This window comes from Dactylosporangium sp. NPDC005555 (assembly GCF_040605635.1).
Classification (GTDB): domain Bacteria; phylum Actinomycetota; class Actinomycetes; order Mycobacteriales; family Micromonosporaceae; genus Dactylosporangium.
This window is the reverse complement of record NZ_JBEXDG010000026.1, coordinates 52,438-78,129: the sequence shown is the minus strand read 5'-3', so window position 1 is coordinate 78,129 and position 25,692 is coordinate 52,438. Positions and strand designations below refer to the sequence as shown.

The window sequence follows — 25,692 nt, the reverse complement described above, 5'->3', positions numbered from 1 at the left end:
GCCGCGACCTATCGTGCGTCCTCGATGCGTCCGGCGGTGCTCGCGGTGTTGCGGAGCAGGGCGAGGGTGTGCACGAGGTTGAAGCGCCGGGTGCCGCGGCCGAGCTCGTCCCACGGCTTCTTCCACGACATCCGCCGGACCACGTCCCAGGCTGTCGCGCTGCCGTCGGTCAGGCCGCGGACCGCGTCGACCTCTGCCCGGTGGAAGGCCTTGAGCTCCTCGGCGCGGGTGGCGACGTCGCGGTACGGGAACTGGTGCGCCGGGCAGGCGATGGTGGCGCCGAGGTCCCGGATGCGGTCCAGGGAGGCGAGCAGGTCGCCGGCGGGGTCGTCGCCGGTGCGGCTGACGATGGCGAGCTGGGTCGGGCCCTCGGCCATCATCGTGTCGCCGGTGAAGACGATGCCGCGGGTGTCGTAGTAGACGGTGTGCCCGTATGTGTGGCCCGGGGTGTGCACGGCGCGGATCGTGACGTCGCCGAAGTCGAGCTCGGTGCCGCCGGCGGGCAGTGTGGCGTCCAGGCGCAGCGACTCGTGGTGCTCGGCGACCTTCACCGCGTCGGCGTACATGCTGTCCACGACGTCCTGCGGCGCGCCGGTGAGGTCCAGGGCGGTGCCGAGCTGGTCGAGGAAGCCGCCGCGGAGGCGGTGCATCCCGGCGAAGTCGTCGGCGGCCCCCATCAGGACGCGGGCGCCGGACACGGTGCGGACCCGGTCGGCGAAGCCGACGTGGTCTGGGTGGTTGTGGGTGATGAGGACGGTGGAGATCGCCTCGACGGTGTGCCCGATCGCGTTCAGGGAACTGCGGAACGAGGCCCAGCAGGACGGGTGGTCGTAGCCGGCGTCGACGAGGACCAGCCCGGCCCGGGTCTCGATCAGGAACACGGTGACGGCGCGCAGCGCGCTGCCGGAAAGGGGGACCGGGACGGCCCACACACCCTCGATGACCTGGGCGGGGGCCGGGACCTCACGGGCGCGGTAGCTGGCGGCGTGCGCCTCGCTCACGGGTATGGACATCGTGGGGGAGCTCCCTTACTGTTGGGCAACAACATACCGGATGGTCGGAATTTAGTTCAAGGAGTCCGATGACCGAGGACCGGACCGGTTTCCGGCTGTGGGCAGCCGCCGAACCGGACTTGTGCGCGATCGTGACCGCCGACGACCGGCGGATCTCCTACGGCGCGCTGTTCGCCGAGGTCAACAGGATCTCGCACGCGTTGCGCACCCGCCTGGGGCTGCAGGTCGGCGACACCGTCGCGGCGGTGATGACCAACAGCCCCGGCATGGTCGCGCTGTACCTCGCGGCGATGCAGTCCGGGCTGTACCTGGTGACGCTCAACTACCACCTGACCGAGCCCGAGGTCGCCTACATCCTCAGCGACAGCGGGGCGAAGGTCGTCGTCGGCTCCGAGCGGGTCAAGGACGTCGTCACCGCCGCGACGCCGCCCGGCGCGCAGCTCTTCATCGACGGACCCGACGGCCTGTCCGGACTCACCGACGGCATGCCGGACACCAGCCCGCAGGACACCCCGGCCGGCTCGCTGATGATGTACACCTCCGGCACCACCGGTCGCTCCAAAGGGGTGAAGCGCCCGCTCAGCGGCATCGACGCGGACACCGGCGCGCGCACCTACGTGTGGCTGTTCAACGAGTTCGGGATGCAGCGCTCCGCGTTCGCGTCGTGGCTCGTGTCGGCGCCGCTGTACCACTCCGCCAACATCACCCCGGCGATGGGCGCGCTGCACGCCGGCGGGACCCTGGTCCTGATGGACGGCTGGACCCCGCAAGGGTTCCTGCGCCGGGTCCAGGAGCAGCGGGTCACCGGCACCAGCATGGTGCCGACGCACTTCTACCGGCTGCTGCAGCTGCCCCGCGAGGAGCGCGAGCGCTACGACATCTCCTCGATCGCCTACGTGCTGCACGGCGCGGCGCCGTGCCCGCGGGAGGTGAAGCAGCGGATCCTCGACTGGTTCGGGCCGGTGGTGTACGAGTACTACGGCTCCACCGAGGTCGGCACCACCGTCGCCCGGCCGCACGAGTGGCTCGCCCACCCCGGCACCGTCGGCCGGCCCGCCTCGATCTCCACCCTGAAGATCCTCGACGAACAGGGCGCCGAGGTCCCCGTCGGGCAGACCGGCATCGTGTACATGCGGCAGGGCAACGACAAGGTCGAATACCACAACGACCCGGGCAAGACCGACGGGTCCCGCCGCGACGGCCTCATGACGGTCTGGGACGTCGGGCACGTCGACGAGGACGGCTTCCTCTACATCACCGGCCGGGCCGCGGAGCTGATCCTGGTCGGCGGGGTCAACGTCTACCCGGCCGAGATCGAGGCGGCGCTGCTCACCCACGAGTGGGTCGCCGACGCGGCCGTCATCGGCGCGCCCGACCCCGAGTTCGGCGAGGTCCCGCAGGCGCACATCGCCCTGCTCGGCGGCGCACCCGAGCACGGCACCGTCGTCGAGGCGCTGCGGGCGCACCTGGAGACCCGGCTGGCGAAACCGAAACGCCCCCGCACCTACGTGCTGCACGAGGCCCTGCCGCGGGACCCGAACGGCAAGCTCTACAAGACCCGGCTCAAGACAGCGGAGGAGGTCACCGCCCATGGACTTCGATGACAGCGACACCGACCTGGCGTTCCGGCGGGAGGCCGGCGGCTGGCTCGACGAGGCGCTGCGCGACGTGCCCGACCAGGAGGACCTGACCCAGGAGCAGCGCGAGCACTGGTCGCGGATCTGGCAGGACCGGCTGTGCGCCGGCAACTGGGCCGGGCTGTCGTGGCCGGCCGAGCACGGCGGGCGCGGCCTGGACTCCCTCGCCCAGGCGATCTTCAACGAGGAGGCGGCCGTCCGCGGCGCCCCCTACCCGCTCAACGGCGTCGGGATGATGCTGGCCGGGCCGACGATCATCGCGCACGGCACCCGCGAGCAGCAGGCCCGGCACCTGCCCGGCATCCTGCGCGGCGACGAGTACTGGTGCCAGGGCTTCAGCGAGCCCGGCTCCGGCTCGGACCTGGCCAGCCTGCGCACCGCCGCGACGAAGGTGGACGGCGGCTGGCTCGTCAACGGGTCGAAGATCTGGACGTCCAACGCACACAACGCCTCCAAGTGCCTGCTGCTCGCCCGTACCGACGCCGCGGCGCCGAAACATCAGGGCATCAGCTACCTGCTGGCCCCGATGGACAAGTTCACGGTGCGCTCGCTGGTGATGATCAACGGGGACACCGAGTTCAACGAGATGTTCCTCGACGACGTGTTCGTGCCCGACGAGGACGTCCTCGGTGGTGCCGAGCTCGGCTGGAAGGTCGCCCTCACCACCCTCGCGTTCGAACGCGGCAGCATGGCGCTGAACCTGTGGGTGTGGGCCCGGCAGGCCGTCGACCGGGTCATCGACGTCGCCCTCGAAAGCGGCATCGTCGACGAGCTCGGAGGCGGTGACACCGCGTTCCTCGACACGATCGGCCAGCTGCAGTGCGACGCCGAGGCGGTCCGGATCGGCTCGATGCGGATGCTCGGCGAGACCCAGGCCGGCGGGGTACCGGGGCCGGAGACCTCGGCGCTCAAGAGCCTGTGGGCCGGGGTCGTGCAGAACGCCAACCGGCTCGCGGTGCAGCTCGACGACAGCGGCGGGGTGCTGCTGGACGGTCCGGGTGCCGCCGCCCGGATGCGCCGCTACCTGCGCGCCCGCGCGCACACCATCGAGGGCGGCACCGAGGAAGTCCAGAAGTCGATCCTCGCGGAGCGGGTCCTGCACCTGCCCCGTTCACGCTGAGCGGAGCCCCGGCATGCGCGCGACATTCACCCAGGAACAGCTGGAGATCGCCAAGACCGTCCGGTCCCTCGTGGAGGGGGAGGGGGTCACCGCCCGGGACGCCCTGGAAGGCGGCTGGCGGGCCCCGGCGTGCGACGGCCCGCTGCTGCGCGACTTCGGCCTGCTCGGGGTGCCGGAGCCGGCCGGTGGCATCGGCTCGGACCTCATCGACCTGCTCGTCGCCGTCGAGGTCCTCGGCGAGCACCTGGTGCCGAGCCGGTTCCCGGCGCACGCCGCCGCGGTGCAGCTGCTCAGCGGCTCCCCGCTGCCCGAGGACGTCCTGTCGGGGGAGCGGGTGCTCACGCCGGCGATGGACGGGCCCTCGCTCGTGCGGTACGCGGCCCAGGCCGACGGTCTCGCGGTCCTGCGGCCACGGGGAGTCGGGATCGCCGCGGTCACGGGGGTCGTCCCGCGGCAGTCGCTGGACCCGTCGGTGCCGCTGTCCGACGTCACCCTCGCCGGGCCGGCGGAGGTCACCCCGGCCGGCGCCGGGCCGTGGCGGGCCATCCTGGTCGTGGCCGCCGAGCTGTGCGGGGTCGCGCAGGGCGCCATCGACCTCGCCGCCGAGCAGGCCCGCACCCGTGAGCAGTTCGGCCGGGTCATCGGCTCCTACCAGGGGGTCGCGTTCCAGCTCGCCGAGGCCGCCACGGTGCGCAAGGCCGCCTGGGACCTCACCCTGTACGCCGGGTGGGCGGTCGACAACGGCCGGGCCGACGCGGAGATCCAGGTGCACGCCGCCAAGGCCGCGGCGGGCCGGGCCGCGGTGTTCGCCGCCGAACGCTGCATCCAGGTGCACGGCGGCATGGGCATCACCATGGAAGCGGACCCGCACCTGTTCCTGCGCCGCGCGCTCGTGCTCGACGCCGTGCTCGGTTCGGGTGCGTCGCACCGCCGCCGGGTGGGCGCGCTGAGGGTCGCGGCCCACTCGTCGAAATAGGCCGCTGGCCTGCGTTTTGTCTTGCGAAGCCCAGCACGGTACCAGTAACATACCGGCTGGTCGGAATAAACGAGGAGAGATCGTGAAGTTCGGCATCATGAACCTGTTCCCGGTGAACGAAGGCACATCGGACCACCAGGTGCTGCGGGAGACGCTCGACGAGATCCAGCTGGCCGACGAGCTCGGCTTCGACTCGATCTGGCTGGCCGAGCATCACTTCTCCAAGTACGGCATCCTCGGCAGCCCGATCAACTTCGGCATGGCCGTCGCGGAGCGGACCAAACGCATCACCATCGGCACCGCCGTGCTCGTCCTGCCGCTGCACCACCCGCTGCGCCTGGCGGAGGACATCGCCGCCCTCGACGTCCTCAGCGGCGGCCGGGTGTCGATCGGCGTCGGCCGCGGCTACCAGCCGTCGGAGTTCGCCGGCTTCGGCGTGCCCCTGGAGGAGTCCAAGCAGCGCTACCAGGAGACCCTGGAGATCCTGCGGCTCGCCCTGTCGCAGGAGAACTTCTCCTACCACGGCGAGATCTTCCACTACGACAACATCACCACCTACCCGCGGCCGCACACCCCGGGCGGGCCGCCGATCCTGCAGGGCACCGTCTCGCCGGACAGCTTCCGCGAGCGCGGCGCCGTCGGCGAGTCGATCATCACCTCGCCCAACTTCACGCCGCTGGGCATCATGCAGAAGAACTTCGCCCTGTACCAGCAGGCCATGCGCGACAACGGCTTCGACATCACCACCTACGACCTGCCGTTCATGCAGCAGGTCTGGTGCGGCGACGGTGAGGCGGGGCTGCGTCAGGCGGCGCAGGCCGCGATGCAGTACTACAAGTCGGTCGGCAAGGTCATCCCCGGCTCCGAGGAGGCGATCGAGAAGGAGCGCGCCTACTACGCGGCCGTCGCCAAGAACATCGAGCTGCTGACCCTGGAGCAGACGCTCACCCACGGCGGCAACTTCGGCTCCGCACAGCAGGTCATCGACACCATCGAGATGCTGCGCGAGCAGCTCGGGATCAACCACTACATCGGCTGGCTGCGGATCCCGACGCTGGACCGCGCGGCAGCGCTGCGCTCCATGGAGGAGTTCGCCGCCAAGGTGATCCCGCACTTCCGCGCGCAGTCCCAGCCCCAGCCCCAGCACAAGACCGCGGCGGTCGTCGGGTGAAGATCAGCTGCTTCCTGAGCGCCCAGTTCGACCCGTCGGCGTCCGCCACCGCCGGCATCGACGACGTGCTGGCCCAGGCTGCCGCGGCCGAGGCGGCCGGGTTCCACGCCGTCTACCTCGGCCACCACTACCTGGCGAAGTCGGCGTTCGTGCAGCCGATCCCCCTCGCGGGCTACCTCGCCGCGGCCACCTCCCGGGTCCGGATCGGCTTCGGCGTGCTCGTCGCGCCGCTGCTCAACCCGATCGCCCTCGCCGAGGAGCTCGCGTCCCTGGACGTGCTGTCCCGCGGGCGGCTGACCGTCGGCCTCGGCGCCGGCTACCGCAAGCGCGAGAACGCCGCCTTCGGGGTCGCCTGGGACGACCGGCTGCGCCGCCTCAGCGACTACGTCCCGCTGCTGCGCGCCCTGTGGAGCGGCGCGACCCTCGACGCCGCCGGCACCTGGGGCGAGGTCCCGGGCGCGTCCCTGGCGCTGCGTCCCGTGCAGCCCGGCGGGCCGCCGCTGTGGATCGGCGCGTTCGCCGAGGCCGCCGTGCGCCGCGCCGCCCGCCTGGACGCGCCCTGGCTCATCGGCCCCAAAGGCGACGACGCGGAGCTGGCCCGGCTGCTCGCCGTCTACCGCGGCGTCCTCGCCGAGCACGGACACAGCCCGGACCGCGAATACCCGATGAGCCGCGAGGCGGCCGTCGGCGACACCTACGCGACCGCCGCCGCCGGTGTCCGCCCGCACCTGCAGCGTCAGTACGCCGGCTACAAGTCCTGGGACGACGCCCAGTCCATCGACCTGGACCGGTACCTCGCCGAGGACTGCCTGGTCGGCTCCGCCGACGAGATCGTGGCGAAGCTCCGCCGCTGGGAGACCGGGCTCGGCATCACCGAGGTGTCGCTGCGGCACCAGTTCGTCGGCGCGAGCCAGGACGAGGCCATGGAGCAGCTCGCCCGTTTCGGCGCCGAGATCATCCCGCGCGTCTCAACCCCGATCGAGGTGGCGTCGTGAGCGGCCAGCGCAGCGGCTCGGGCCGCGAACCATGTGACAGCACTGGCTCGGGCCGGCGCCGGAGCGAAGCGGAGGTGGCGGCATGAGCGGCCAGCGCAGCGGCAACCTCGCCCGCATTCTCGAGGGCCGCGCCGCGGACCGGCCCCACGTGCCCGCACTGTACGGCGACGACGGCCGGTCCTGGACGTTCGAAGAGGTCGACCGGCTCGCCGGTGGCGTCGCCGCCGCGCTGCGCGCCGAAGGGGTGACGGCGGGGGACCGGGTCGCCTGCTACCTCACCAACGGCCCCGAGATCGTCTTCTTCCTGTTCGGCGCCTGGAAGATCGGCGCCGTCCCGGTCACCGTCAGCAGCCTGTACAACGCCGCCGAACTCGCCGAGTCCCTCGCCAAGACCGCGCCGCGGCTGCTGGTGGTGGACGACAGGCGCCCGGACGTCATCGCCGGGTTGCTCGCCGGCGGCCCGGACGTCGAGGTCCGGGCCGCCGTCGGGGCGGTCGCCGGGGTACCGGAACTGGCGTGGCGGCAGCAGGTCAGCGTGCCCGCCGTGGACGTCGCCGACGACGCCGAGGCCTGCATCCTGTCCACCGGCGGCACCACCGGCCGGCCGAAGTCGGTCAGCGTCACCCACGGGGGCACCCGCGCCTCCCTCGAACGCCTCGCCCGGGTCTCCACCGGCAGCGACGCCGAAGGTACCGCCGCCGCCGACGCCAAGGCGAACCTCATCGCCCTGCCGTTGTTCCACAGCGGTGGCCAGCACTCGCTGCTCTTCGCGTTCTTCGTCGGCCGGCCCGCCGTGGTCTGGGAGCGCTTCGGCGTCGACCGGCTCGCCGAGCTGATGGACCGGTTCGCCTTCGACAACTTCTTCTTCCTGCCCACCATGGTCTTCGACATCGTGCACGCCGACCGGGACCTGCCCTTCGCCGGCGTCAAGTCCGTCCTGGTCGCCGGGCAGGCGATCTCGTGGCCGGTCCGGCGCGCCTTCGAGGAGCGCTACCACGTGCCGATCCTGGTCAACTACGGCTCGACCGAGGCCGGTCACATCGCCGGCTGGAACGGCCGGGACATGAAGGCCGGCAAGTGGAAGCCCGGCTCCGCGGGCCGGGTCTACCCCGGTGTCGAGCTGGAGATCCGCGACGGCGACGGCACGGCCCTGCCGACCGGCGCCGAGGGTGAGGTCGTCGTGCGGTCCGAGCTGACCAAGGGCTACGTCGACGACGCCGAGGCGTCCCGCGAGCTCGTCCAGGACGGCTGGGTGCACACGGGTGACATGGGCTACGTCGACGAGGACGGTGTGCTGTTCCTCGTCGGGCGGAAGCGGGACATGATCAAATGTGGTGGGTTCCAGGTGTGGCCCGAGGAGATCGAGGACGAACTGCGGGACCATCCGCTCGTCCGTGACGTCCGCGTGCTCGGCCGGCCCGACGACCGGCTCGGCGAGATCCCGGTGGCGCTCGTCGTGCGCGGCGAGGACGACACCGTCGCCGACGACGAGCTCGCCGAGCGGATCGTCGCGTTCGCCCGCGACCGGCTCGCGCACTTCAAGACCCCGCGGCGGATCGAGTTCGTGCCCGCCCTGGAACGCAGCAGCACCGGCAAGATCAGCCGGGCCGCCGGAGAGGGGCACCGATGAAGTTCGGGATCATGGCGTCGCACCAGTATCCGCACGGCGACGACCTCGGCAGACACCTCAGCGACCTGTTCGGCACCGTCGAACTCGCCGCCGAACTCGGCTACGACTCGGTCTGGACGATCAACCACTTCCAGTCCAACCTCAACACTCCGCAGCCGATCTCGATGACGGCGAGCCTCATCCCGCGCTCCGGCGACATGCTCATCGGCACCGGCATCCTGCTGCTGCCGATGTTCCACCCGGTGCACGTCGCCGAGGAGTTCGCCACCCTCGACCACCTGTCCGGCGGCCGGGTCGTCCTCGGCGTCGGCGCCGGCTACCGCGAGAACGAGTTCGCCGCGTTCGGCATCGACCCCGACACCCGCTTCCGCCGCCTCGACGAGAGCCTGCGGCTCATCCGGGCGCTGTGGGGCGGCGAACCCGTCACCACCGACGGCGAGTTCTACCCGCAGACCGACGCCACCATCGGCATCCGGCCGCTGACCCCGGGCGGGCCACCGATCTGGATCGGTGCCGGCGGCAAGAAGGCGGTCCGGCGCGCCGCCCGGCTCGGCGACGCCTGGTACGCGCCGGGCAACTCGCCGAGCAAACGGTTCCTGCCCGAGCATCTGGCCGTCTACAACGACGCCCTGGCCGAATACGGCCGCGACCCTGGGAGCGTGTCGCGGCCCGTCGGTGTCGAGCTGTACTGCGCACCGACCACCGAACGCGCCGTCGAGGAAGCGCTGCCGCACGCCCGGGTCGAGTACTCCACCTACGCGGAGTACCCGGCGCTGCGCTGGCAGCGTGACCGCTTCGACGAACTGGTCCGCAACACGCTGCTGCTCGGCTCGCCCGAGTTCCTCATCGAACGCATCAGCGCGCTGCGCGACCTGGGCTTCGACCATCTCATCTTCCGGCCCGGCTGGCTCGGCATGCCCACGGACCAGGTCCGTGCCTCCCTGCGGCTGTTCGCCGCCGAAGTGTTCCCCGCCTTCGATCATTAAGGATTTCACCGTGAAGAAGACCGAAGCCGAGCTCCTGGAAAACCAGTGGGACGTCGAGAACATGGAGGTCGACCCGGAGGTCCTCGCCAAGTACGTCCGGTACGACGTCGACGAGGCGCGCTCCGTCGCCACCATCACCTTCGACCGTCCGGACCGGCTCAACGCGATCCCCGTCGCCGCGTTCGAGCGGGTCGGTGACCTGGTCCGGGAGGCCGAGGCCGACGACCGGGTCAAGGTCATCGTGTTCAAGGGCGAGGGCGAGCACTTCGGCACCGGCGCCGACGCCGCCGAACTCGGCCACTACATCGGCTACAAGTCCGGCACGGACAAGGCGTCGCGGCGCCGCCCGGCGCAGCGGCAGCGCATCCTGCCCGACCGCAACGTGCTCAGCTCCGGCTTCACCCGGCCCATCATCGAGTCGCTGAAGGCCACCATCTGCCAGGTCCAGGGCTACTGCTACGGCGGGCACTTCCAGATCGCGCTGTCCGCCGACATCGTCATCGCCGCCCCCAACGCCCGCTTCACCCACCCGGCGTTCCGCTACCTCGGCCCGGCCCCGCAGGACATGTACCACTGGATCGAGAAGGTCGGCCTGACCACGATGAAGGACGTCATGCTCACCATGCGCGCCATCGGCGCCGAGGAGGGCGAGCGCAAGGGTCTCGTGACGAAGGTCGTGCCCCACGAGGACCTGCAGCGCTGGGTCGACGACTACGCCGACGCGATCGCCGTGATGCCCCTGGACTCGCTCATGATGGGCAAGTCGATGATGCAGATCGTCATGGAGGCCCGCGGCAAGGGCCTCGGCGCGATGACCGGCTGGGTCGGGCACGGCTGGGCCACCAACGTCAGCTTCGAAGAGGGCGACTGGAACTTCCTCAAGGAGCGCCGGGAGAAGGGCATCCGGCAGGCCCTCGAGGACCGGGACCGGATGGTCGCCCCGTACTTCCGGCTCAGTGAGTCGCGGTCGCAAGAGGATCCCGCGTGAAGTTCGGCATCCTGCTGGACCACCAGTACGAGCCCGGCGACGACCTGCACCGGCGCACCGGTGAGATCGTCGAGTACGTCCAGCACGTCCGTGACCTCGGCTACGACTCGGTCTTCGGCATCCACCACTACCTGTCGTCGCTGTCCACACCGCAGCCGCTGCCGCTGCTGTCGCGCCTGATCGACCACTCCGGGACGATGGAGCTCGGCACCGGCATCCTCATCCTGCCGCTCGGGCACCCCGTGCACTGGGCCGAGGAGATCGCCACCATCGACCAGATGTCCGGCGGCCGCTTCGTCCTCGGCGTCGGCTCCGGCTACCGCGACGACGAGTTCGCGTCGTTCGGCATCGAACGGCGCACCCGGGTGTCCCGGATGAACGAGGCGCTCGACGTGATGCGGCAGCTGTGGACCGGCGAGCCCGTCACCCACAAGGGCCAGCACTTCGAGCTCGACGGGGTGCGGTGCAGCGTTCTGCCCGTGCAGCGGCCGCACCCGCCCGTGTGGGTCGGCGCCAACGGCCCGATCGGCATCGCCCGGATCGCGAAACAGGGCCTGCCGTGGCTCGCCCCGTCCAACGTGCGGCGCAACTGGGCCGTCGGCAACCTCGCCGACTACCGCGCCCAGCGTCTTGCTTCGGGGTTCTCCGACGACGGCGCGGTCTTCCCGATCCACCGGGACCTGTGCGTCGCCGACTCCTTCGACGCCGCCTACGACATCGCCGGCACCGCCGTGCGCCGCTCCTACGGCGAGTACGTCCAGTACGGCATGGACTACTTCGAGACCCAGTGGGAAGGCATCAAGGAGAAGGCACTGTTCTTCGGCTCGCCCGACGACATCGCCGCGAAGGTGCAGGACTTCGCCGACGCCGGCTTCAACCACTTCGTCTTCCGGGCCCAGTGGCTCGGGCTGCCGATCGCCCGTTCGATCGAGATCGTCGAACGGTTCGCCCGCGAGGTCATGCCGAGGTTCCGCCCATGAAGATCGGTCACGTCATCGTCCCCGCCGCCTCGCTGGACGCTCAGCTGGAGTTCTACACCGCGCTCGGGCTGACGACCCGGTTCCGTGACGGCGACCGGTACGCCGCGATCACCGACGGCACGGTGACCATCGGCCTCGCCGATGCCACGCAGCAGCCGGTGCCCGGCCGGACCGTGCTGAGCATCCAGGTCGACGACCTCGCCGCGCTGGGCTACTCCGGCGACGACCTGGTGACCGGACCGCACGAGCGGCGTGTGCTGGTCACGGACCCGGGCGGCAACCCCGTCGTGCTGTACGAGCGGCTGCCATGACCGACCTGGCGCGGATGACCGTCTCCGTGCTCGGCGGGACCGGGCCGCAGGGACGGGGACTGGCCCGCCGGTTCGCCGCGGCCGGTCTCGACGTCGTGCTCGGCTCACGGGCCGCCGAACGGGCCGTCGCCGTCGCCGCGGAACTGCCCGGCCGGGTCCGCGGAATGTCCAACGTGGACGCCGCGTCGGCGGGGGACATCGTGGTGGTGGCGGTGCCCTGGGACGGGCACGCCGAGCTGCTCGCCGGGTTGGCTCCGGCGCTCGCCGGGAAGATCGTGGTGGACTGCGTGAACCCGCTCGGCTTCGACAAACAGGGCGCGTACGCGCTGAGCGTCGAGGAGGGCTCGGCCACCCAGCAGGCCGCGGCGATCCTTCCCTTGTCGACCGTCGTCGGCGCGTTCCACAACGTGTCGGCCGTGCACCTCGACGACCCCTCGCGGTCCACTGTGGACACCGACGTGCTGGTGCTCGGCGACGACCGGGCCGCGACCGACCTGGTGCAGGAGCTCGCCGGGACCATCCCCGGGGTCCGCGGCATCTACGGCGGCCGGCTGCGCAACGCCCATCAGGTCGAGGCGTTGACCGCCAACCTCATCTCGGTGAACCGCCGGTACAAGGCCCACGCCGGCCTGCGCATCACCGACGTCCAGCTCACGGAAGGCTGAACGTGGAACTCGCCAACACCGCCGCCATCGTCACCGGTGCCGCGTCCGGCCTCGGCGCGGCCACGGCCGCCGCGCTCACCGCGGCGGGAGCGACCGTGCACGGCTTCGACCTGGCCGACTTCGACGGCACCGCGGGCTTTGCCGGCATGCGGGTCGACGTGACGGATCCTTCCGCCGTCCGGGAGGCCGTCGCGGTCGTGGCGGGCGGCCCCGCACCGTTGCGGGTCGTGGTCAACTGCGCGGGGATCGCCCCGTCGGCCCGGATCCTCGGCCGCGCCGGGGTGCACGACCTGGCCATGTACGCCAAGGTCGTGCAGGTCAACCTGATCGGCACGTTCAACGTCATGGCCCTGGCCGCCGAGCAGATCGCGGCGACCGCACCCGACGCGCACGGCCAGCGGGGCGTCATCGTGAACACGGCGTCGGTCGCCGCGTACGAGGGTCAGGTCGGGCAGGCCGCGTACGCCTCCTCGAAGGGCGGCATCGTCGGCCTCACGCTGCCCGCCGCCCGGGACCTCGCCCAGCACGGCATCCGGGTCATGACGATCGCCCCGGGCATCATGCTCACCCCGATGCTGGAGACCGTCTCGGAGGAGTACCGCAAGGGCCTCGCCGCAGGCGTCCCCTTCCCGGCCCGCCTCGGCACCCCGGCCGAGTACGCCGCCCTCGCCCTGTCCATCGTCGCCAACGACTACCTCAACGGCGAGGTCATCCGCCTCGACGGCGCCCTGCGGATGTCCCCCCGCTGAACGCCCGGATGCTTCCGAGCCGGGCCGGCGTGTAGCGCGCCGGCCCGGTCGCAGCGTGGTGCCGGGTCAGGTGACGTCGCGGCGCATGGGGAGGACGACGGCGATGAGGGACGCGGCGAGTGCGTACACCGTGAGCAGCAGCGCGCCGGCGGCCGGTGGCAGCAGCTGGACGGCGGTGCTGCCGAGCTCCTGGGACACGGCGTCGGCGAGGTAGGTGGAGCCGGTGAGGGAGGCCGTGGCGCCGCCGGGCAGCAGCGGGTAGAGCGCGTTGACGCCGGGGATCAGCATGAGCAGCGGTTCGCCCATGTACAGGTAGCCGACCACGACACACAGGGCTGCGACCTGGTTGCGCAGCAGGGCGCCCACACCGACACCGATCAGCAGGTAGACGAGCATGGCGAGGCCGATGCGGGCGAGCAGCGTGAGCACGACGCCGGCCGGCAGGCCGAGCGGGACGCCGCGGACGGCGGCGACGGTGAACAGGGCCGCGGCGGCGGTGCCGGCGAGGATCAGCCCGTAGGCCAGTCCGGCGCCGCCGTAGGTGACGAGCTTGGCGGCGAGCACCTGCCAGCGGCGGGGCACGAACAGGAACGTGACGGCGGCGGTGCGGTGCCGGTACTCGGACGTGACGGCGAGTGCGCCGACGGCGGCCGGCACGAACGCGGTGTACCCGAGAATGCCGAGGACGGAGCGGATGCCGGTTTCGGTGTCCAGTCCGGGCATGGGCGGGTCGAAGTGCTCCGGCCCGACGACGGCCATCGCGCCCATCAGGCCGCCGCCGACGAGGGCCGCGGCGAGCAGCAGCCCGCTCCACACGCGGGTGGCGAGCAGCCGGCGGATCTCGGCTCTGATCAGGTGCCGCATGTGGTGACCGCCTTGTCGTTGGTCAGGTGCTCGTCGTTGGTCAGGTGTTCGTCGTTGGTCAGGTTGAGGAAGAGGTGCTCGAGACTGGGGTGCTCGGTGACGAGCTCGTGCACTCGCAGCCGGTGCGCGGCGGCGAGGTCGGCGATGCCGGGCGCGTCCAGTCCGCGTACGCGGAGACGGCCGCCACCGACGGCCTCGACCTCCGGTGGATCGCCGTCCGCCCGGCTGCCCCGCAGGACGGTGGTCAGCCGGTCGGCGTCGGGGGAGTGCACCAGCACCGCCGGCGGGCCGGCGAGCCGCGACAGCGGGCCGGCGGCGAGGAGTTCGCCGCGCCGGATCACCACCACGTCGTCGACGAGCTGCTGCACCTCGCTGAGGACGTGGCTGGAGATCAGGATGGTGCGTCCCTCGTCGGCCAGCCGGCGCAGGTACCCGCGCAGCCACAGCATGCCCTCGGGGTCCAGGCCGTTGGCCGGCTCGTCCAGCAGGAGCACCCGCGGGTAGCCGAGCAGTGCGGTGGCGAGGTTGAGCCGCTGCCGCATGCCGGTGGAGAACCCGCGGGTCCGCCGGTCGGCGGCCTCGGTGAGGTCGAGCAGGTCGAGCAGCTCGGTGACCCGGCTGTCGGGATAGCCGCCCATCGCGGCGTAGACCCGCAGGTGGTCCCGGGCGGTGTGGCCGGGGTGGGACGCACTCGCGTCGAACACCGCGCCGACGGTGCGCGACGGCCGGCGCAGCTGCCCGTACGGCCGGCCGTCGATCGTCGCGGTGCCGGACGTCGGCGACACGAGCCCGGTCAGCATGCGCATCGTGGTGGTCTTGCCGGCACCGTTCGGGCCGAGGAAACCGGTGACCACGCCCGGCTCGACGGTGAACGTCAGGTCGCGGACGGCGGTGACCGTGCCGTACCGCTTGGTCAGGTGCGAGACCTCGATCATGCGTGGGCCGCCACCGCGCGTGCGATCGCGTCCGCCGTCCCGGCCGCGGCCGGGACACAGAGCACGACTTCGTCGAACTCCCCGCCGGTCGACGACCGGTCCAGGACCAGGTGCAGTCCAGGCTCGTTCCTGCGCGCCGCCACGAGCTGACGGGGACCGCCGTACAGACCCCAGACACCGATCTTGAGGAAGCCGGACACCACGAGCCCGCGCCGGGCGCCGCGTGCCAGACGCAGCGGTTCGGCCACGAGCGACGCGTGCCGGACCCCGGCGACCGGGATCGCCAACCGCTCGCGCCCGATCCAGAGCCGCTCCCACCCGGTGAACCGGACGTTGACGAAGTGGTCGGTAACCGTGACCGATGCCATCAGTCACTCCCTTCCCTCGTGTCAGCCGCTGGCGGCCGGTCGGCCGGCAGCAGGATGGTGGCCAGGAGGCGAGGCACCCGGCCCTTGCCGGGCTCGTTGCCGAGCAGCGGCCCGATGACCTGGTTGAGGTCGGTGGCGAACTTCGCCAGCTCCGCGTCGCTCAGATGGAGCACGATCTGCTGGTACCCGGCCCCGTCCGCGGCGAAGTCGATCCGCTCGCGGGCGAGGTAGCGCGAGAACTCGGACAGCAGGCTCGACACGAACGCGGTGAAATACCGGGCGTGGTCCTCGGGCGAGGCCGTTGCCAGCGCCGCCGCGTCCAACGTCGCCCCGTCGGCGGGCAGTGCGTAGACCCGCTCGACGGTGCCGCGAACCTTGCGTTGCTCCACCACTTCGAGAAGCCCGGCGCCGGCCAGCGTGGCCAGGTGCCGGTACAGCGTGGCGGGCGGGATGTCCGGCAGCAGCGCCCTGAGGTCCTGCGTGGTCAGCCGGGTGCCGGCCGCGGCCCTGAGGATCCGGATCCGCACCGGGTGCAACGCCAGATCAGCCCAACGTTCCCTTGACATCTCCACAAGGAGACGTTATCACTATCGATAATGATAATAAAAGCGGACAGCGCTGGCGCGAGGTGCTGTTGGGCAGGTCCGGCGTGCGCCGCATCGTTGTCGCGGCATCCTTCAGGTGTCCAGTTGCTACCGCGATCGTGTGCTTCGGGAGTGGACCTCAGTAGTTCGTCGATGATGGCGGCGGTGCTCGGCGCGGTCGAGGACGGGCGCCCGTCGGCGCCGTGGAGGCGATCACCCGGGAGCCGGCAAAGGCCCTCGACGCGCGGTCGGCGTCGGGCGGAGTGCCGATCAGGGTGTCCACCATTGATCGACACGTTCACGTAACCGGTTGTGCCGGGCCTCGGGTCCGCTGGCCAGTTCGATGATGTCGAGGAGCAGGCCGCGCCCGTCTGGGTGGTCCGCGCAGGCACGGATCAGGTTGACAACGTGCAAGCGTGGTGTTGCCGAGTATTGGACGCTTCCGCGGATGTCTGGGGGCAGTTGGCTGATGAGTTGGTGGCGGGCGTTGTCGTTCAGCATTTCCGGGTAGTCGAGCAACGCATCGGCGATCGCTCCGATCGCGCGGACCGACAATCGCGTCGGAGGTCCGTGATCGAGACGGCGCGGTGGTGTGCTGGTGATCGGATGCGCAGCAGTGATCACGTTGGCGTCGATGGTGGGGATGCCCCTGGCGTCGTCCGGAATCGGGGCGCCGCGATGGTGCAGGAAGTCGGTGAGGAGACCGGCGGCGAGGCGGAAGCATTGCCATCGGGTCGCTGTCGGGAGGTTGTCCAGTCCGCTGTGCAGCAGTGCAGCTGCCGTCAGCGAGAGCTGGAACTGGTCGTTCCAGGAGTCGTGCCAGCCGTCGGTGGCGAACGGAGCGCTCGCGGCGGTGCGGACACTGTCGATGAGATCCGAAACGAGTGGCGGCAGGTGTGCACGCGCTGTGTTGCTCGGCGTGATCAGATAGCGCACTATCCAGTGTTGCTGCTCGGCGCCGGACCTGGTGATCCATGGGGTGAGCGCGGACATGAGCAGGGTCGCGGGATCACGGCTCAGCGGCGCTACGGGTCGATAGTCGGCGTAGTCGATCACGCGGAACAGCTGCGGAGCTGCCGTGGTGCCGTTCTGTGGAACCAGGATGTTGCCGGTGTGAAGGTCGCCGTGGGACGGGCCGGCGAGATAGGTCATGCGTTTCGTGGCGAGGCCGGCGGAGGCTGTCGGCATCGGGTTGGCGACGATGCCGTCTTCGTCGATCGAGAGCCATGCAGATCGTGGGATCGCGAGACGGCCCGCTCCGATGGCGTCGGCACCGATCGCGGACTCGTCGATTTCGAGGTTGAGAAAGTCGAGCACGGACACGTTTGCGTGCTCGTGACGGGCTGGGGCGGCCCATTCGGTCAGGATCTTGCCGATGATCAGCGCGCAGGCCGCGGGCATTGCGGCATCGGAGAGGTCGCGGGCGGGCCGGACATGGTCGAGGCTGCCACCGGCGATGTGCTGGAGCAGCCCGACACCGCCGTTCGGGGTTTCGAAGACGCCGGCGTCCGTCAGCTCCACCATGTGGGTGTCCCGGAACGCGGCAGGCGCGTCGTGGAGTGCGGCGGCGTGCAGTCTTGCCTCGGCTGTCGCGTTGCCGGCTGGCAGCCATTTCAGGATGGCTTTCACCGGCCGCCGGGGCGGAAAGCCGCGATGCGTCACGGTGACGGAAATGAGTCGTGCGGCGGTGAAACCGGATGTCTGCCAAAATGGCTCCGCCGCCTCAATGGTACGGCCGGTGCGGTGGGCCCACGCACGGAGTTCGGTCGCGGCGGGCACACCGAGAATTGCATCGAGTGGATCTGTTGCTCGCCCGTCGTTGATCGTCATGTGTGTGGCGCCCTCCCGGCATTGCCGTGCAGCGTGAAGGTGCCGGCAGTGCGCTGGTATCAGTATCGCCCGTCATGAGCATTCGGGGTCGGTGCCCGTCACGTCCAGTTGAAGTTATGATGCTACGACGTATCGCCGCACACCAATGCCGTTCGGCAATCCGCCACGTGCGGGGCGAAGCGTCGGTCTGAGCGTCGCCGGTCGGCGCTTGCACACTTGGAGGCGGCGGGTGGAAGCTGCGCAGGCGGCCGGCCAGGACACGGTGATTGAGTCGGACCTGGTGGACGTGGCGTCGATGCCGCTGGAGGAGGTTCTCCACGCCGACGGGTCCGCGTTGCGGCACGCGTTGGAGAGACTCGCGCAGCAGCGGCGGGATCCAACGCTGGTGGTCGTCGCGAGCCACGGCAATGCGCTGCCGTGAGCGAGTTCCGGTGGCCGTATGTCGGTCTGAACCGGGACCGGCTCGAAGCTGACGGCTGGCGGGCGACGCCGTTCTCTCAGTTCGTGCTGAAGGTGGCTCAGCGATGCAATCTCGCCTGCCAGTACTGCTTCGTGTACACGAAAGCCGACCAGAGTTGGCGAACCCGACCACCGCATATGCCGGAGCCGGTGCTGCGCACCGCCCTCGACCGCATCGCCGAGCACGTCGAAACCCACGCGCTGGAGCACGTGACGGTGATCCTGCACGGCGGCGAGCCGATGCTGCTCGGCGCGCATCGCCTCCGCGACATCGCCCGGGCAGTCCGGGCAGCGCTGCCGGCTTCGTGCACGTCGACGGTGTCAGTACAGACCAACGGCGTCCTGCTGGATGAGGCGGCGCTGGATGTGCTGAGCACGGCGGGCGTCAGGATCGGAGTCAGCGTCGACGGCGACGAGCAGACCCACAACGGACGCCGGCCGTTCCACCACGGCGGCGGAAGCCACGCCGCGACGACGCGGGCGTTGCGTCTGCTCGCCGAGCCCAAGTACCGGGCTATGTTCGCTGGCGTGCTGTGCACCGTCGATCCCAAGAGTGATCCGCTCTCGTGCTACGACGCCCTACGCGCCACGGGCGCAACCACGATCGACCTGCTGCTGCCACACGCGACATGGGACGACCCGCCGGCAGGGCGGGCCGGCGCCGCGTTCGGCCAGTGGCTGGCCCGGATCTTCGACGCCTGGTACGAGCAGCCCGGCGATGTCCGGGTGCGGCTGCTCGACGACATCATCCTGCAGATTCTCGGCGGCGCCGGCAGCAGCGAGCAGGTCGGGGTCAGTCCGGTCGCGGTTGTGGTGGTGGAAAGCGACGGCGCCATCGAGCAGGTCGACTCGTTGAAGGCCGCCTACAGCGGGGCCGCCGACACCGGGCTGCACGTGGACCATGACCCGTTCGACGCAGCCCTCCGACACCCTGGCGTTCTCGCCCGGCAGATCGGCCTGCGGGCGCTCAGCAGGCAGTGCCGGTCCTGTGCCGTCGTCGACGCCTGCGGTGGCGGCCACTACGTCCACAGGTACAGCGCCGACGCCGGGTTCGCGAATCCATCGGTGTACTGCGAAGACCTGCTGCATCTCATCACGCACATCAAGGCTCGCGTGACGGCTGACCTCGACGCCGCGACGGCGCCCTGAGCGTGGACCGGATCTCGATCACAGCGGCGGACCTGGCGGCCATCGCCGCAGGCACTGCCTCACCGGCACTCGTCCAGGTGCTGCATCGGGCGCAGCACAGCAAGAGCAAGCTGATGTTCCGGCTGGCATTGCGGGCACAAGAGCGACACCCAGGATTCGCTCTCGCGGCCCGGACGCTGCTGGACGCCGAAGCCGCGGCACCGGCCGCGATCGCGGAACTGCTACGGGAACCGTTCATCGGTGTCTGGGCCGGCCGGTGCGTCGAGCGGCCCCTCGACCCTGCGGTGCTGGCCACCATGCAGGGCCTCGCCGTGGCCGCGGCGATGCGGGCCGGACTGACCGTTGACGTGCCCATCACTGCAGTTCACGGACAGGTCGTACTGCCCGCCACGGGCGCGCTGACGCTGCCGGAGTACGGCCGCGGACCTATGACTGCGAAGATCGTCGGCGGCCGGTGTGAACTCGGCGGTGTCACGATGACCGTGGACGCCGACTTCCACGCCGGTCGGGACGGCGGCAGTTGGCGGTACCGGCGCAGGATCCGCGCCGTCAGCGCGGACTGTGTCCTCGACGTGGCGGTCGAGGACCAGGATCCCGTTCGGGACTGCTACGGCATGCCGGTCAGCGACCCACTTTCTCACGCCGACCGGCGGCACTGGTCCGCGCAGATCGCAGGTGCATGGGACCTGCTGGTCGCATTCCATCCGCAGCCGGCCACGGAGATCGGCGAGTACCTCAAGGTTCTCGTACCACTCGCCGACCGTGTCGGGGACGCCTCACTCAGCGCCACGTCGCGGGATGCGTACGGCGCTGTCGCCCTTACCGCACCTGCCGACTCGACCACGCTTGCCGTTGCTCTGCTGCATGAACGGCAGCACGCCCTGTGCAACGCGGTCCTCGATTTGGTGCCGCTGGTCCGGACCGGCGGGCAGGCTCGCTACTTCGCGCCCTGGCGGCGTGACGCCCGCCCGGCCGACGGGCTGCTGCACGGGACGGTGGCGTTCTTCGGTGTCGCGGACGGTTGGGCCGGCTTCCTGCAGTACCCGCCGGCGCAGCGGCTGGCTGAGCAGGCCTTAGCCGATACAAGAGAGCAGTTGATGGTCGCCATGGACCAGCTCGAGTCCGCCCCCGAGATCACCAGATGGGGCAGGACGTTCGTTGCCGGGCTGCGGTCGCGGGTACGTCCGCTGATGGACATCGAACTGCCGGCCGTCGCTGTCGATCGGGCTCGACAGCGTCTGGCCGACCGGCACATGCAGTGGCGGGAACTCACGAGGTCGTGAGTGCCCGCCACTGTCGCATGTGCCGTCCGGCCGCATGGTTGCCCGCTACATCGGCGACGGCTCGATGTCGCATTCCGTGCGTACACCCCGACCCGCGTCCACGACCTCCGGGTGTTGCTCACCGAGCCCGCGGCGAAGGTGCCGCAGGCTCTCCGACCGCAGCGCGGTTCCTTCCTCGGACCTGCCGGTCGCAGCGAGATCGATCGCCGTGTTCAAGGCGCAGCCCTGCGTGTAGGGATGCTCGTCGCCGCGGATGCGCTGGGACAGCTCCAGCGTCTCCTTGGACATGGCCAGGGCGTCCTCGTGTTTCTGCTCGAACGCCAGATTGTTCGCGACACTCGTCGCTGCGCAGATGGTGAACGGGTGCTCCGCCCCGAGCGTGGCGTGCAACGCCTGATGGGTCTTGTTGTCCAGTTCGCTGGCCCGCCCCTGCGCACCGAACTTACGCAGGATGATGCCGAGATTGATCTGAGAGGCGAGGGTCAGTGGATGTTCGGCGCCGAACACCGCCTTGTAGCGCTCTGCCGCGCTGTTCGCCAGATTGTACGCCTCGGTGATATTGCCGGTTACCCGCAGGCAGTTGGCGTAACTCATGATCGCGGCGAGGGTGTGCTCGTGCTCGCCGCCGAACTTGCCGTGGAACCGGCGGTAGTTGTCGCGGGCCTGCAGGTTCGCGTCGCGGTACTCACCGAGTTTGCGTAACGCGATGCCGACGGTCCGGCTGGCCAGCAGCACCTCGGTGTGCCGTTCGCCGAGGGCCTCGCTGGCCAGCGGCAGCGCCTGCTGCTGTAGCACGAGCGCTTCCTGGTAGCGGCCCAGTCCGTACATGTCACGGGCGAGATTGCTGATCGAGAACAGTGTCTGTGCGTCGTTCTTGCCGACGGTGCGTTCGCGCTGCGACGCCACGGATTGGTCGATGGCGAGTGCTCCGGCGTAGTCGCCGAGCATCCGTTTGGCGGCGGCCACATTGTTGCGCATGTTGAGCGTCTGCTGGTCCTCGGGCCCGAAAACCTGCAGATGCCGTTGGAGGTTGTCCTCGTCGACGGCGAGCGCTTCCCGGAATCGACCGGCGATGCGCAGATCGAGGGCGATGCTGCTGGCCTGCTGCAGGGTGTGTTCATGATTCGGCCCGAACGCCTCCAGCGACTGCAGACGCGTGAACGCGTCCTCGTCCAGCTCCCGTGCGGTGACGTAGTCGCCGAGCATCCGCAGAGCGTTGGCCAGCCGCCGCTTGATGACGAGCGTGAATTCGTGGTTGTTGCCGAGCCCGCCGTCGCCGGCGGCTCTGGTCCATGCGGTGTGGGCGAGCTGGCCGAGCACTCTGCTCGCTTCATAGTCGCCGGTGCGGTACAGGTAGCGCGTGTAGTCGAGCACCACCCGGCGGGCTTCCATATTCTCCGCGTGGACCAGATCCGCGGCGATGACGTGCGGGCCGATCTCGCCGTAAAGCTTGTCAAAACGGTTATCCATCGGTTCGCGCGGATTCGCGGCCGCCAGGAGCTCCTGGACGTTGTGCAGTGCCTGCCGGCGGTGCTCCTCGAGGAGGTCTTCACGCAGCACGAGTTGCACGAGACGGTGCACCTCGATCGTCTTGTTGTCCGGGTCGATCCGGGCAAGGCCGAGGCGGCGCAGCTCGCGGATGGCTCGCCGCTCGGCGATCGGCTCACTGAGCGCGGAGGCCAGCGGCTGGCTCAGATTCGCCGCGCGGCCGTACCGCAGCAGCGTGGAGGACAGCGGTTCGGCGCCGAGGTACGCGAAAAGTTCCAGCAGCTGCGCCGCGGCCGGGTGTTCGTCGCGCAGCCTGGCTACGGCGACGCGCAGGAAGGCGTAGACGGTGGCTGGATAGTTGGCTGGCTTGCCTTCGTCGAGCAACTCTCGCGCGTGCGTCTCGAAGAGCTCCAGATACTCTTCGACCGGCATGCCGGTGCCGGCCCGCCAGATGGCTGCCTGATCCAGTGCAAGGGGCAGGTCGCCGAGCTTGTCGGACAGGCGGTTCGCGTCTTCGATCGACAGTGACGGGTCACGATGGCGCAGGAGCGAGATGCTTTCGTCGCGGCTGAAGACGTCGATTTCGAGCGAGTTGCCGAGGTGTGCGGTGGACCACGCCTGGTTGCGGCTCGTCACGATCACGTGCCCGTTGGCGGTCGGAAGCAGCGCCGCGAGATCGTCGGGCTCGTCGGCGTTGTCGTACACGATCAACCAGCGCAACGGGCTGGCGGCCAAGGCGTCGAGGACCGTCCGTGCCGTCTGCTGCATGTCTTCACTCGGGGCCAGCCCGAGCCGTTCCGCAAGTGTTGCCAGCGATGACCGGACGATGGGTTGCTGCTCTGCGGATACCCACCAGACCAGGTCGTAACTGGCTGCATGACGGTAGACCCATTCGACCACGAGCTGCGTTTTCCCGACGCCTCCGAAGCCGTGCAGTGTCTGTGGCACCACAGAGACCTTCGTCTCTGCGGACAGCGCTCGGCTGAGATTCGAAAGGTATTCGTCTCTGCCGATGAAATCAGGGTTCCTGAGCGGGACTCCGCCCCAGATCAAGCGGACGCTCTCCTGCTGCAAGATCGGGGGAGCCACAACGGCGGGACCCATGACATCTCCAGGATCAAAATCGGGTGATTCGGACAAGTTACCCTCTTGGGCGACATTCAGGAGTTCTGAAACGCCGCCATTCGCACCAGAGGGTTCGCCCCCAGCACCGACAAGATCCGTGTTTGTGCACAGCTGCCGCACTGTCGTCGTAGGCACTCCCAGGCCCACGGCAACGGCGTCGATCCACTCGTGCAGCGCATCGCGCGCGTCGAAGTCGGTGGCATGAGCCAGCCGGTCCACGAACGCCAGCAAGGTGGGCACGCCTTCGCGTGCGGTAGCGGCGCGTTCGGCCCGCTGTACCAGCAGTGCCGGAGTTCCGGGTGATCTCGGCTCACCCGGCGAGGATGAGAACATTGATCGATGGATGCGGTCGGCGCGTCCGATGTGCAAGCGAGCGATGATGTCGACCAGCGCCTTGCGTTGGTGTCCTGCCAGGACCTGGCCGCCGCCCAAGACGACGGGCCGGTCGCCGGACGCGGCCTCGGCCTCGGCGACGACGTCACGGATTCTGGTCGCGTGCCGGCCACGGCCCAGGATGGCGGCGACCACGTCGGCCAACGACGACAACCCCGATGGGTGCGTCTCGCACGCCGTAATGATCGACCAAATGTCATGGTGGGCATCCGGATAACGTTGGATCACGAGCGCTTCGCCGAGTTCCCCCTGCAACTCAGCCACATACATGGTGCGCGTCGCTGGATCGGCCATCGCCGGCGCCTGCATGAGGGCGTCCCGAAGTTCTTCCTTCAGCCGCAGACTGAGCCGCGCACGGTGTTCGCTCATCCGGCACCGCATTGCACCCGGACGACCTTCGATGACGGGATCTGGCGAGGCGTCGGCGTCCGGGCTGCATTGAGCCCGCCCATTGCTGAGGGTCCATCCATCATCCGTCGTCGGACCTCACGGGGAGCGAAGCGAGAAGAAGACGCCATGTTTCCATCCGCCCGGAACTATGTGCAACTTAGGTTTGCGCGTTTGCGATCACCATTTGCGCAGGGAGCCGTCGATGTGTCCCCAACCGCGCTCTGCACGTTGTGATCAAAATGTTGTTGTGACCTGTGGTGTTCAGTCATCGTATCCATCAATGTGACATCCGCACTGACCTGCACCGGATAGGATTCTGGTGAAGTTGCCGCAGTAGGCGCACGGGTTGGACGCGCCGGCCGTGGCTTCATCCGCGACGCCGCCGCAGCATGGACGAACGGGTCGCCGGGACGGCCGAACGCCACCAGAAGGCATCGGACGACGAACGCGGCCGTCGTGCAGGATCGCGCCGCGTACCCGGCTGCCGGACGCCGCAGCGGTGCAGGCGACAGTGGACGATCAGGGCCCTACCGACGCGGTGCCTGGCGGGCGGGACCGCCATGTCCGCCCTGCCCGGTCCATTGCACACCGTGAGTACCGTGATGGTAGCCGAATGTGTGACACTCACTGGACGCCGTCGATGCGGTCGGTGGATGGTGAGAACGATAGGAGCAATACCGGGGAGGCTGAGGTGGCGGAGCACGGCGACATCGGCGCACGGCAGAACAGCGACCGTTTCCTGACGTTGCACCGCGCGATCAGAGTGGCGCACCGGCGTGCCCAGCGCGCGCAGACAGCCAGCATCGTGATGTCGTTGCTCGTGGCGTGTCTGAGTATCGCCACCCCGTTTGCGTCCTGGACAACGCCGTATGTCGTGCTCATCGGCGCGGCGTGGGCCGCTGTCTACGCGGTTGTCGTGGTGCCGTGGGCGGGTCGTTATCTGCGTACCAGCGCCACCCTGCAGGAGATGTACGACGTCGGCTTGTTCGGCCTGCCGTGGAACACCGTCGCCGTCGGTGACCCTGTTCCCGAGGACGAGGTCAGCCGGCTTGACCGCCGGTTCCGCGAGAACCCGCGTCGGTTGCATGACTACTACCTGGTCGCGCAGGTGCGGCCGCCCTATGACGTTCTGTTCTGTCTTGAGCAGAACCTCGCCTGGGGCACCCGGGTCAGGCGCAGGTTCGCCGACCTCATGGTCGCTGTCGTCGTGCTGTGGTGTGTCGCTGGTGTCGCCGGAGCGGTCGCCATGCAAATCACTGTCGCGGATCTCGTGGCGCAGTGGTTCATCGCATCACTCGGCCTGCTCCTGCTGTGCCTGGACATCTACCGGCTGCAGGTGTCCGCCACCACCGAGCGGACAAGGGTGCTCGGCCTGCTGCGGTCCATCGGCGGGCGGAACGACCTCGCCGCCGGTCCGGAACTGACCGCGTTTTTCCGGCAGGTACAGGACGTGCTGTTCCAACTGCGGCGGAGCCAGCCGCGGGTGCCGACCTGGTTCTTCAACCTGTTCCACGACGACGACCTTGCCGACTTCCAATTCAAGATGCGGGCCCTCGAGGAACGGGTCGGCCGCACGCCGCAGCCCGCCGGGTCGTCCTGACAG

Annotated in this window: 23 protein-coding genes; 16 read left to right on the top strand and 7 right to left on the bottom strand. The window is 69.8% G+C overall.

Annotated elements, in window-relative coordinates; translation table 11 throughout:
• Positions 1–8: 8 nt before the first annotated feature.
• On the bottom strand, positions 9–1,013 hold the full coding sequence (locus ABZS58_RS27460; protein ID WP_354786083.1) for an MBL fold metallo-hydrolase: 1,005 nt from the start codon (positions 1,011–1,013) through the stop codon (positions 9–11).
• Positions 1,014–1,081: 68 nt separating this feature from the next.
• On the opposite strand from ABZS58_RS27460, the gene ABZS58_RS27455 reads away from it, so the two are divergent.
• The 12 genes from ABZS58_RS27455 to ABZS58_RS27400 all read left to right on the top strand — a co-directional run bounded on the left by ABZS58_RS27455 (position 1,082) and on the right by ABZS58_RS27400 (position 13,221).
• Positions 1,082–2,617: an AMP-binding protein gene (locus ABZS58_RS27455; protein WP_354786082.1), complete on the top strand. Its 1,536-nt coding sequence runs from the start codon at positions 1,082–1,084 to the stop codon at positions 2,615–2,617.
• Positions 2,604–3,770 carry an acyl-CoA dehydrogenase family protein gene (locus tag ABZS58_RS27450; protein ID WP_354786081.1) on the top strand — a complete coding sequence of 389 codons (1,167 nt, stop codon included), beginning with the start codon at positions 2,604–2,606 and terminating at the stop codon, positions 3,768–3,770. Before ABZS58_RS27455 ends, ABZS58_RS27450 begins: the two co-directional genes overlap by 14 nt.
• 13 nt (positions 3,771–3,783) lie before the next feature.
• Positions 3,784–4,746: an acyl-CoA dehydrogenase gene (locus tag ABZS58_RS27445; RefSeq protein ID WP_354786080.1), complete on the top strand. Its 963-nt coding sequence runs from the start codon at positions 3,784–3,786 to the stop codon at positions 4,744–4,746.
• 82 nt (positions 4,747–4,828) lie between these two features.
• Positions 4,829–5,917 carry an LLM class flavin-dependent oxidoreductase gene (locus ABZS58_RS27440; protein ID WP_354786079.1) on the top strand — a complete coding sequence of 363 codons (1,089 nt, stop codon included), beginning with the start codon at positions 4,829–4,831 and terminating at the stop codon, positions 5,915–5,917.
• Entirely contained in the window at positions 5,914–6,912 is a 999-nt protein-coding gene (locus ABZS58_RS27435; RefSeq protein WP_354786078.1) for an LLM class flavin-dependent oxidoreductase, read from the top strand. Before ABZS58_RS27440 ends, ABZS58_RS27435 begins: the two co-directional genes overlap by 4 nt.
• Positions 6,913–6,994: 82 nt before the next feature.
• On the top strand, positions 6,995–8,542 hold the full coding sequence (locus ABZS58_RS27430) for a class I adenylate-forming enzyme family protein (protein WP_354786077.1): 1,548 nt from the start codon (positions 6,995–6,997) through the stop codon (positions 8,540–8,542).
• The gene (locus tag ABZS58_RS27425) at positions 8,539–9,528 is read left to right on the top strand and encodes an LLM class flavin-dependent oxidoreductase (RefSeq protein WP_354786076.1); all 990 of its coding nucleotides are present in this window, start codon (positions 8,539–8,541) and stop codon (positions 9,526–9,528) included. The genes ABZS58_RS27430 and ABZS58_RS27425 overlap by 4 nt, the downstream gene beginning before the upstream one ends.
• Before the next feature lie 10 nt (positions 9,529–9,538).
• Positions 9,539–10,516, top strand: coding sequence for an enoyl-CoA hydratase/isomerase family protein (locus ABZS58_RS27420; RefSeq protein WP_354786075.1), 978 nt, complete (start codon positions 9,539–9,541; stop codon positions 10,514–10,516).
• A complete protein-coding gene (locus tag ABZS58_RS27415; protein ID WP_354786074.1) occupies positions 10,513–11,496 on the top strand; it encodes an LLM class flavin-dependent oxidoreductase in 984 nt (327 codons plus the stop codon). The genes ABZS58_RS27420 and ABZS58_RS27415 overlap by 4 nt, the downstream gene beginning before the upstream one ends.
• The gene (locus ABZS58_RS27410) at positions 11,493–11,807 is read left to right on the top strand and encodes a hypothetical protein (RefSeq protein WP_354786073.1); all 315 of its coding nucleotides are present in this window, start codon (positions 11,493–11,495) and stop codon (positions 11,805–11,807) included. Before ABZS58_RS27415 ends, ABZS58_RS27410 begins: the two co-directional genes overlap by 4 nt.
• A complete protein-coding gene (npdG, locus tag ABZS58_RS27405; RefSeq protein ID WP_354786072.1) occupies positions 11,804–12,472 on the top strand; it encodes an NADPH-dependent F420 reductase in 669 nt (222 codons plus the stop codon). Before ABZS58_RS27410 ends, npdG begins: the two co-directional genes overlap by 4 nt.
• Before the next feature lie 2 nt (positions 12,473–12,474).
• The gene (locus ABZS58_RS27400; protein ID WP_354786071.1) at positions 12,475–13,221 is read left to right on the top strand and encodes an SDR family NAD(P)-dependent oxidoreductase; all 747 of its coding nucleotides are present in this window, start codon (positions 12,475–12,477) and stop codon (positions 13,219–13,221) included.
• Between the two features lie 66 nt (positions 13,222–13,287).
• Here ABZS58_RS27400 and ABZS58_RS27395 read toward each other — a convergent pair whose 3' ends face one another.
• The 5 genes from ABZS58_RS27395 to ABZS58_RS27375 form a co-directional block, all read right to left on the bottom strand.
• Positions 13,288–14,085 (bottom strand): ABC transporter permease, encoded by a 798-nt coding sequence (locus ABZS58_RS27395; RefSeq protein WP_354786070.1) that lies wholly within the window; start codon positions 14,083–14,085, stop codon positions 13,288–13,290.
• Entirely contained in the window at positions 14,073–15,020 is a 948-nt protein-coding gene (locus ABZS58_RS27390; protein WP_354786069.1) for an ATP-binding cassette domain-containing protein, read from the bottom strand. Before ABZS58_RS27390 ends, ABZS58_RS27395 begins: the two co-directional genes overlap by 13 nt.
• On the bottom strand, positions 15,017–15,388 hold the full coding sequence (locus ABZS58_RS27385) for a hypothetical protein (protein WP_354786068.1): 372 nt from the start codon (positions 15,386–15,388) through the stop codon (positions 15,017–15,019). The genes ABZS58_RS27390 and ABZS58_RS27385 overlap by 4 nt, the downstream gene beginning before the upstream one ends.
• Positions 15,388–15,954: a helix-turn-helix domain-containing protein gene (locus ABZS58_RS27380; protein WP_354786067.1), complete on the bottom strand. Its 567-nt coding sequence runs from the start codon at positions 15,952–15,954 to the stop codon at positions 15,388–15,390. Before ABZS58_RS27380 ends, ABZS58_RS27385 begins: the two co-directional genes overlap by 1 nt.
• Before the next feature lie 288 nt (positions 15,955–16,242).
• Positions 16,243–17,802 (bottom strand): hypothetical protein, encoded by a 1,560-nt coding sequence (locus ABZS58_RS27375; protein WP_354786066.1) that lies wholly within the window; start codon positions 17,800–17,802, stop codon positions 16,243–16,245.
• 229 nt (positions 17,803–18,031) lie between these two features.
• Here ABZS58_RS27375 and ABZS58_RS27370 point away from each other — a divergent pair, with 229 nt between their 5' ends.
• From ABZS58_RS27370 to ABZS58_RS27360, 3 genes are read left to right on the top strand one after another with little or no spacing between them, the layout of a single operon-like run.
• Entirely contained in the window at positions 18,032–18,223 is a 192-nt protein-coding gene (locus tag ABZS58_RS27370; RefSeq protein WP_354786065.1) for a hypothetical protein, read from the top strand.
• Positions 18,220–19,410, top strand: a complete 1,191-nt coding sequence (locus ABZS58_RS27365; protein ID WP_354786064.1) for an FxsB family cyclophane-forming radical SAM/SPASM peptide maturase — start codon at positions 18,220–18,222, stop codon at positions 19,408–19,410. The genes ABZS58_RS27370 and ABZS58_RS27365 overlap by 4 nt, the downstream gene beginning before the upstream one ends.
• Before the next feature lie 2 nt (positions 19,411–19,412).
• A complete protein-coding gene (locus ABZS58_RS27360; protein ID WP_354786063.1) occupies positions 19,413–20,693 on the top strand; it encodes an HEXXH motif-containing putative peptide modification protein in 1,281 nt (426 codons plus the stop codon).
• A gap of 45 nt (positions 20,694–20,738) precedes the next feature.
• Here ABZS58_RS27360 and fxsT read toward each other — a convergent pair whose 3' ends face one another.
• On the bottom strand, positions 20,739–24,068 hold the full coding sequence (gene fxsT / locus ABZS58_RS27355) for an FxSxx-COOH system tetratricopeptide repeat protein (RefSeq protein WP_354786062.1): 3,330 nt from the start codon (positions 24,066–24,068) through the stop codon (positions 20,739–20,741).
• Between the two features lie 661 nt (positions 24,069–24,729).
• On the opposite strand from fxsT, the gene ABZS58_RS27350 reads away from it, so the two are divergent.
• The gene (locus ABZS58_RS27350) at positions 24,730–25,689 is read left to right on the top strand and encodes an S-4TM family putative pore-forming effector (RefSeq protein WP_354786061.1); all 960 of its coding nucleotides are present in this window, start codon (positions 24,730–24,732) and stop codon (positions 25,687–25,689) included.
• The last annotated feature ends 3 nt before the right edge of the window (positions 25,690–25,692 follow it).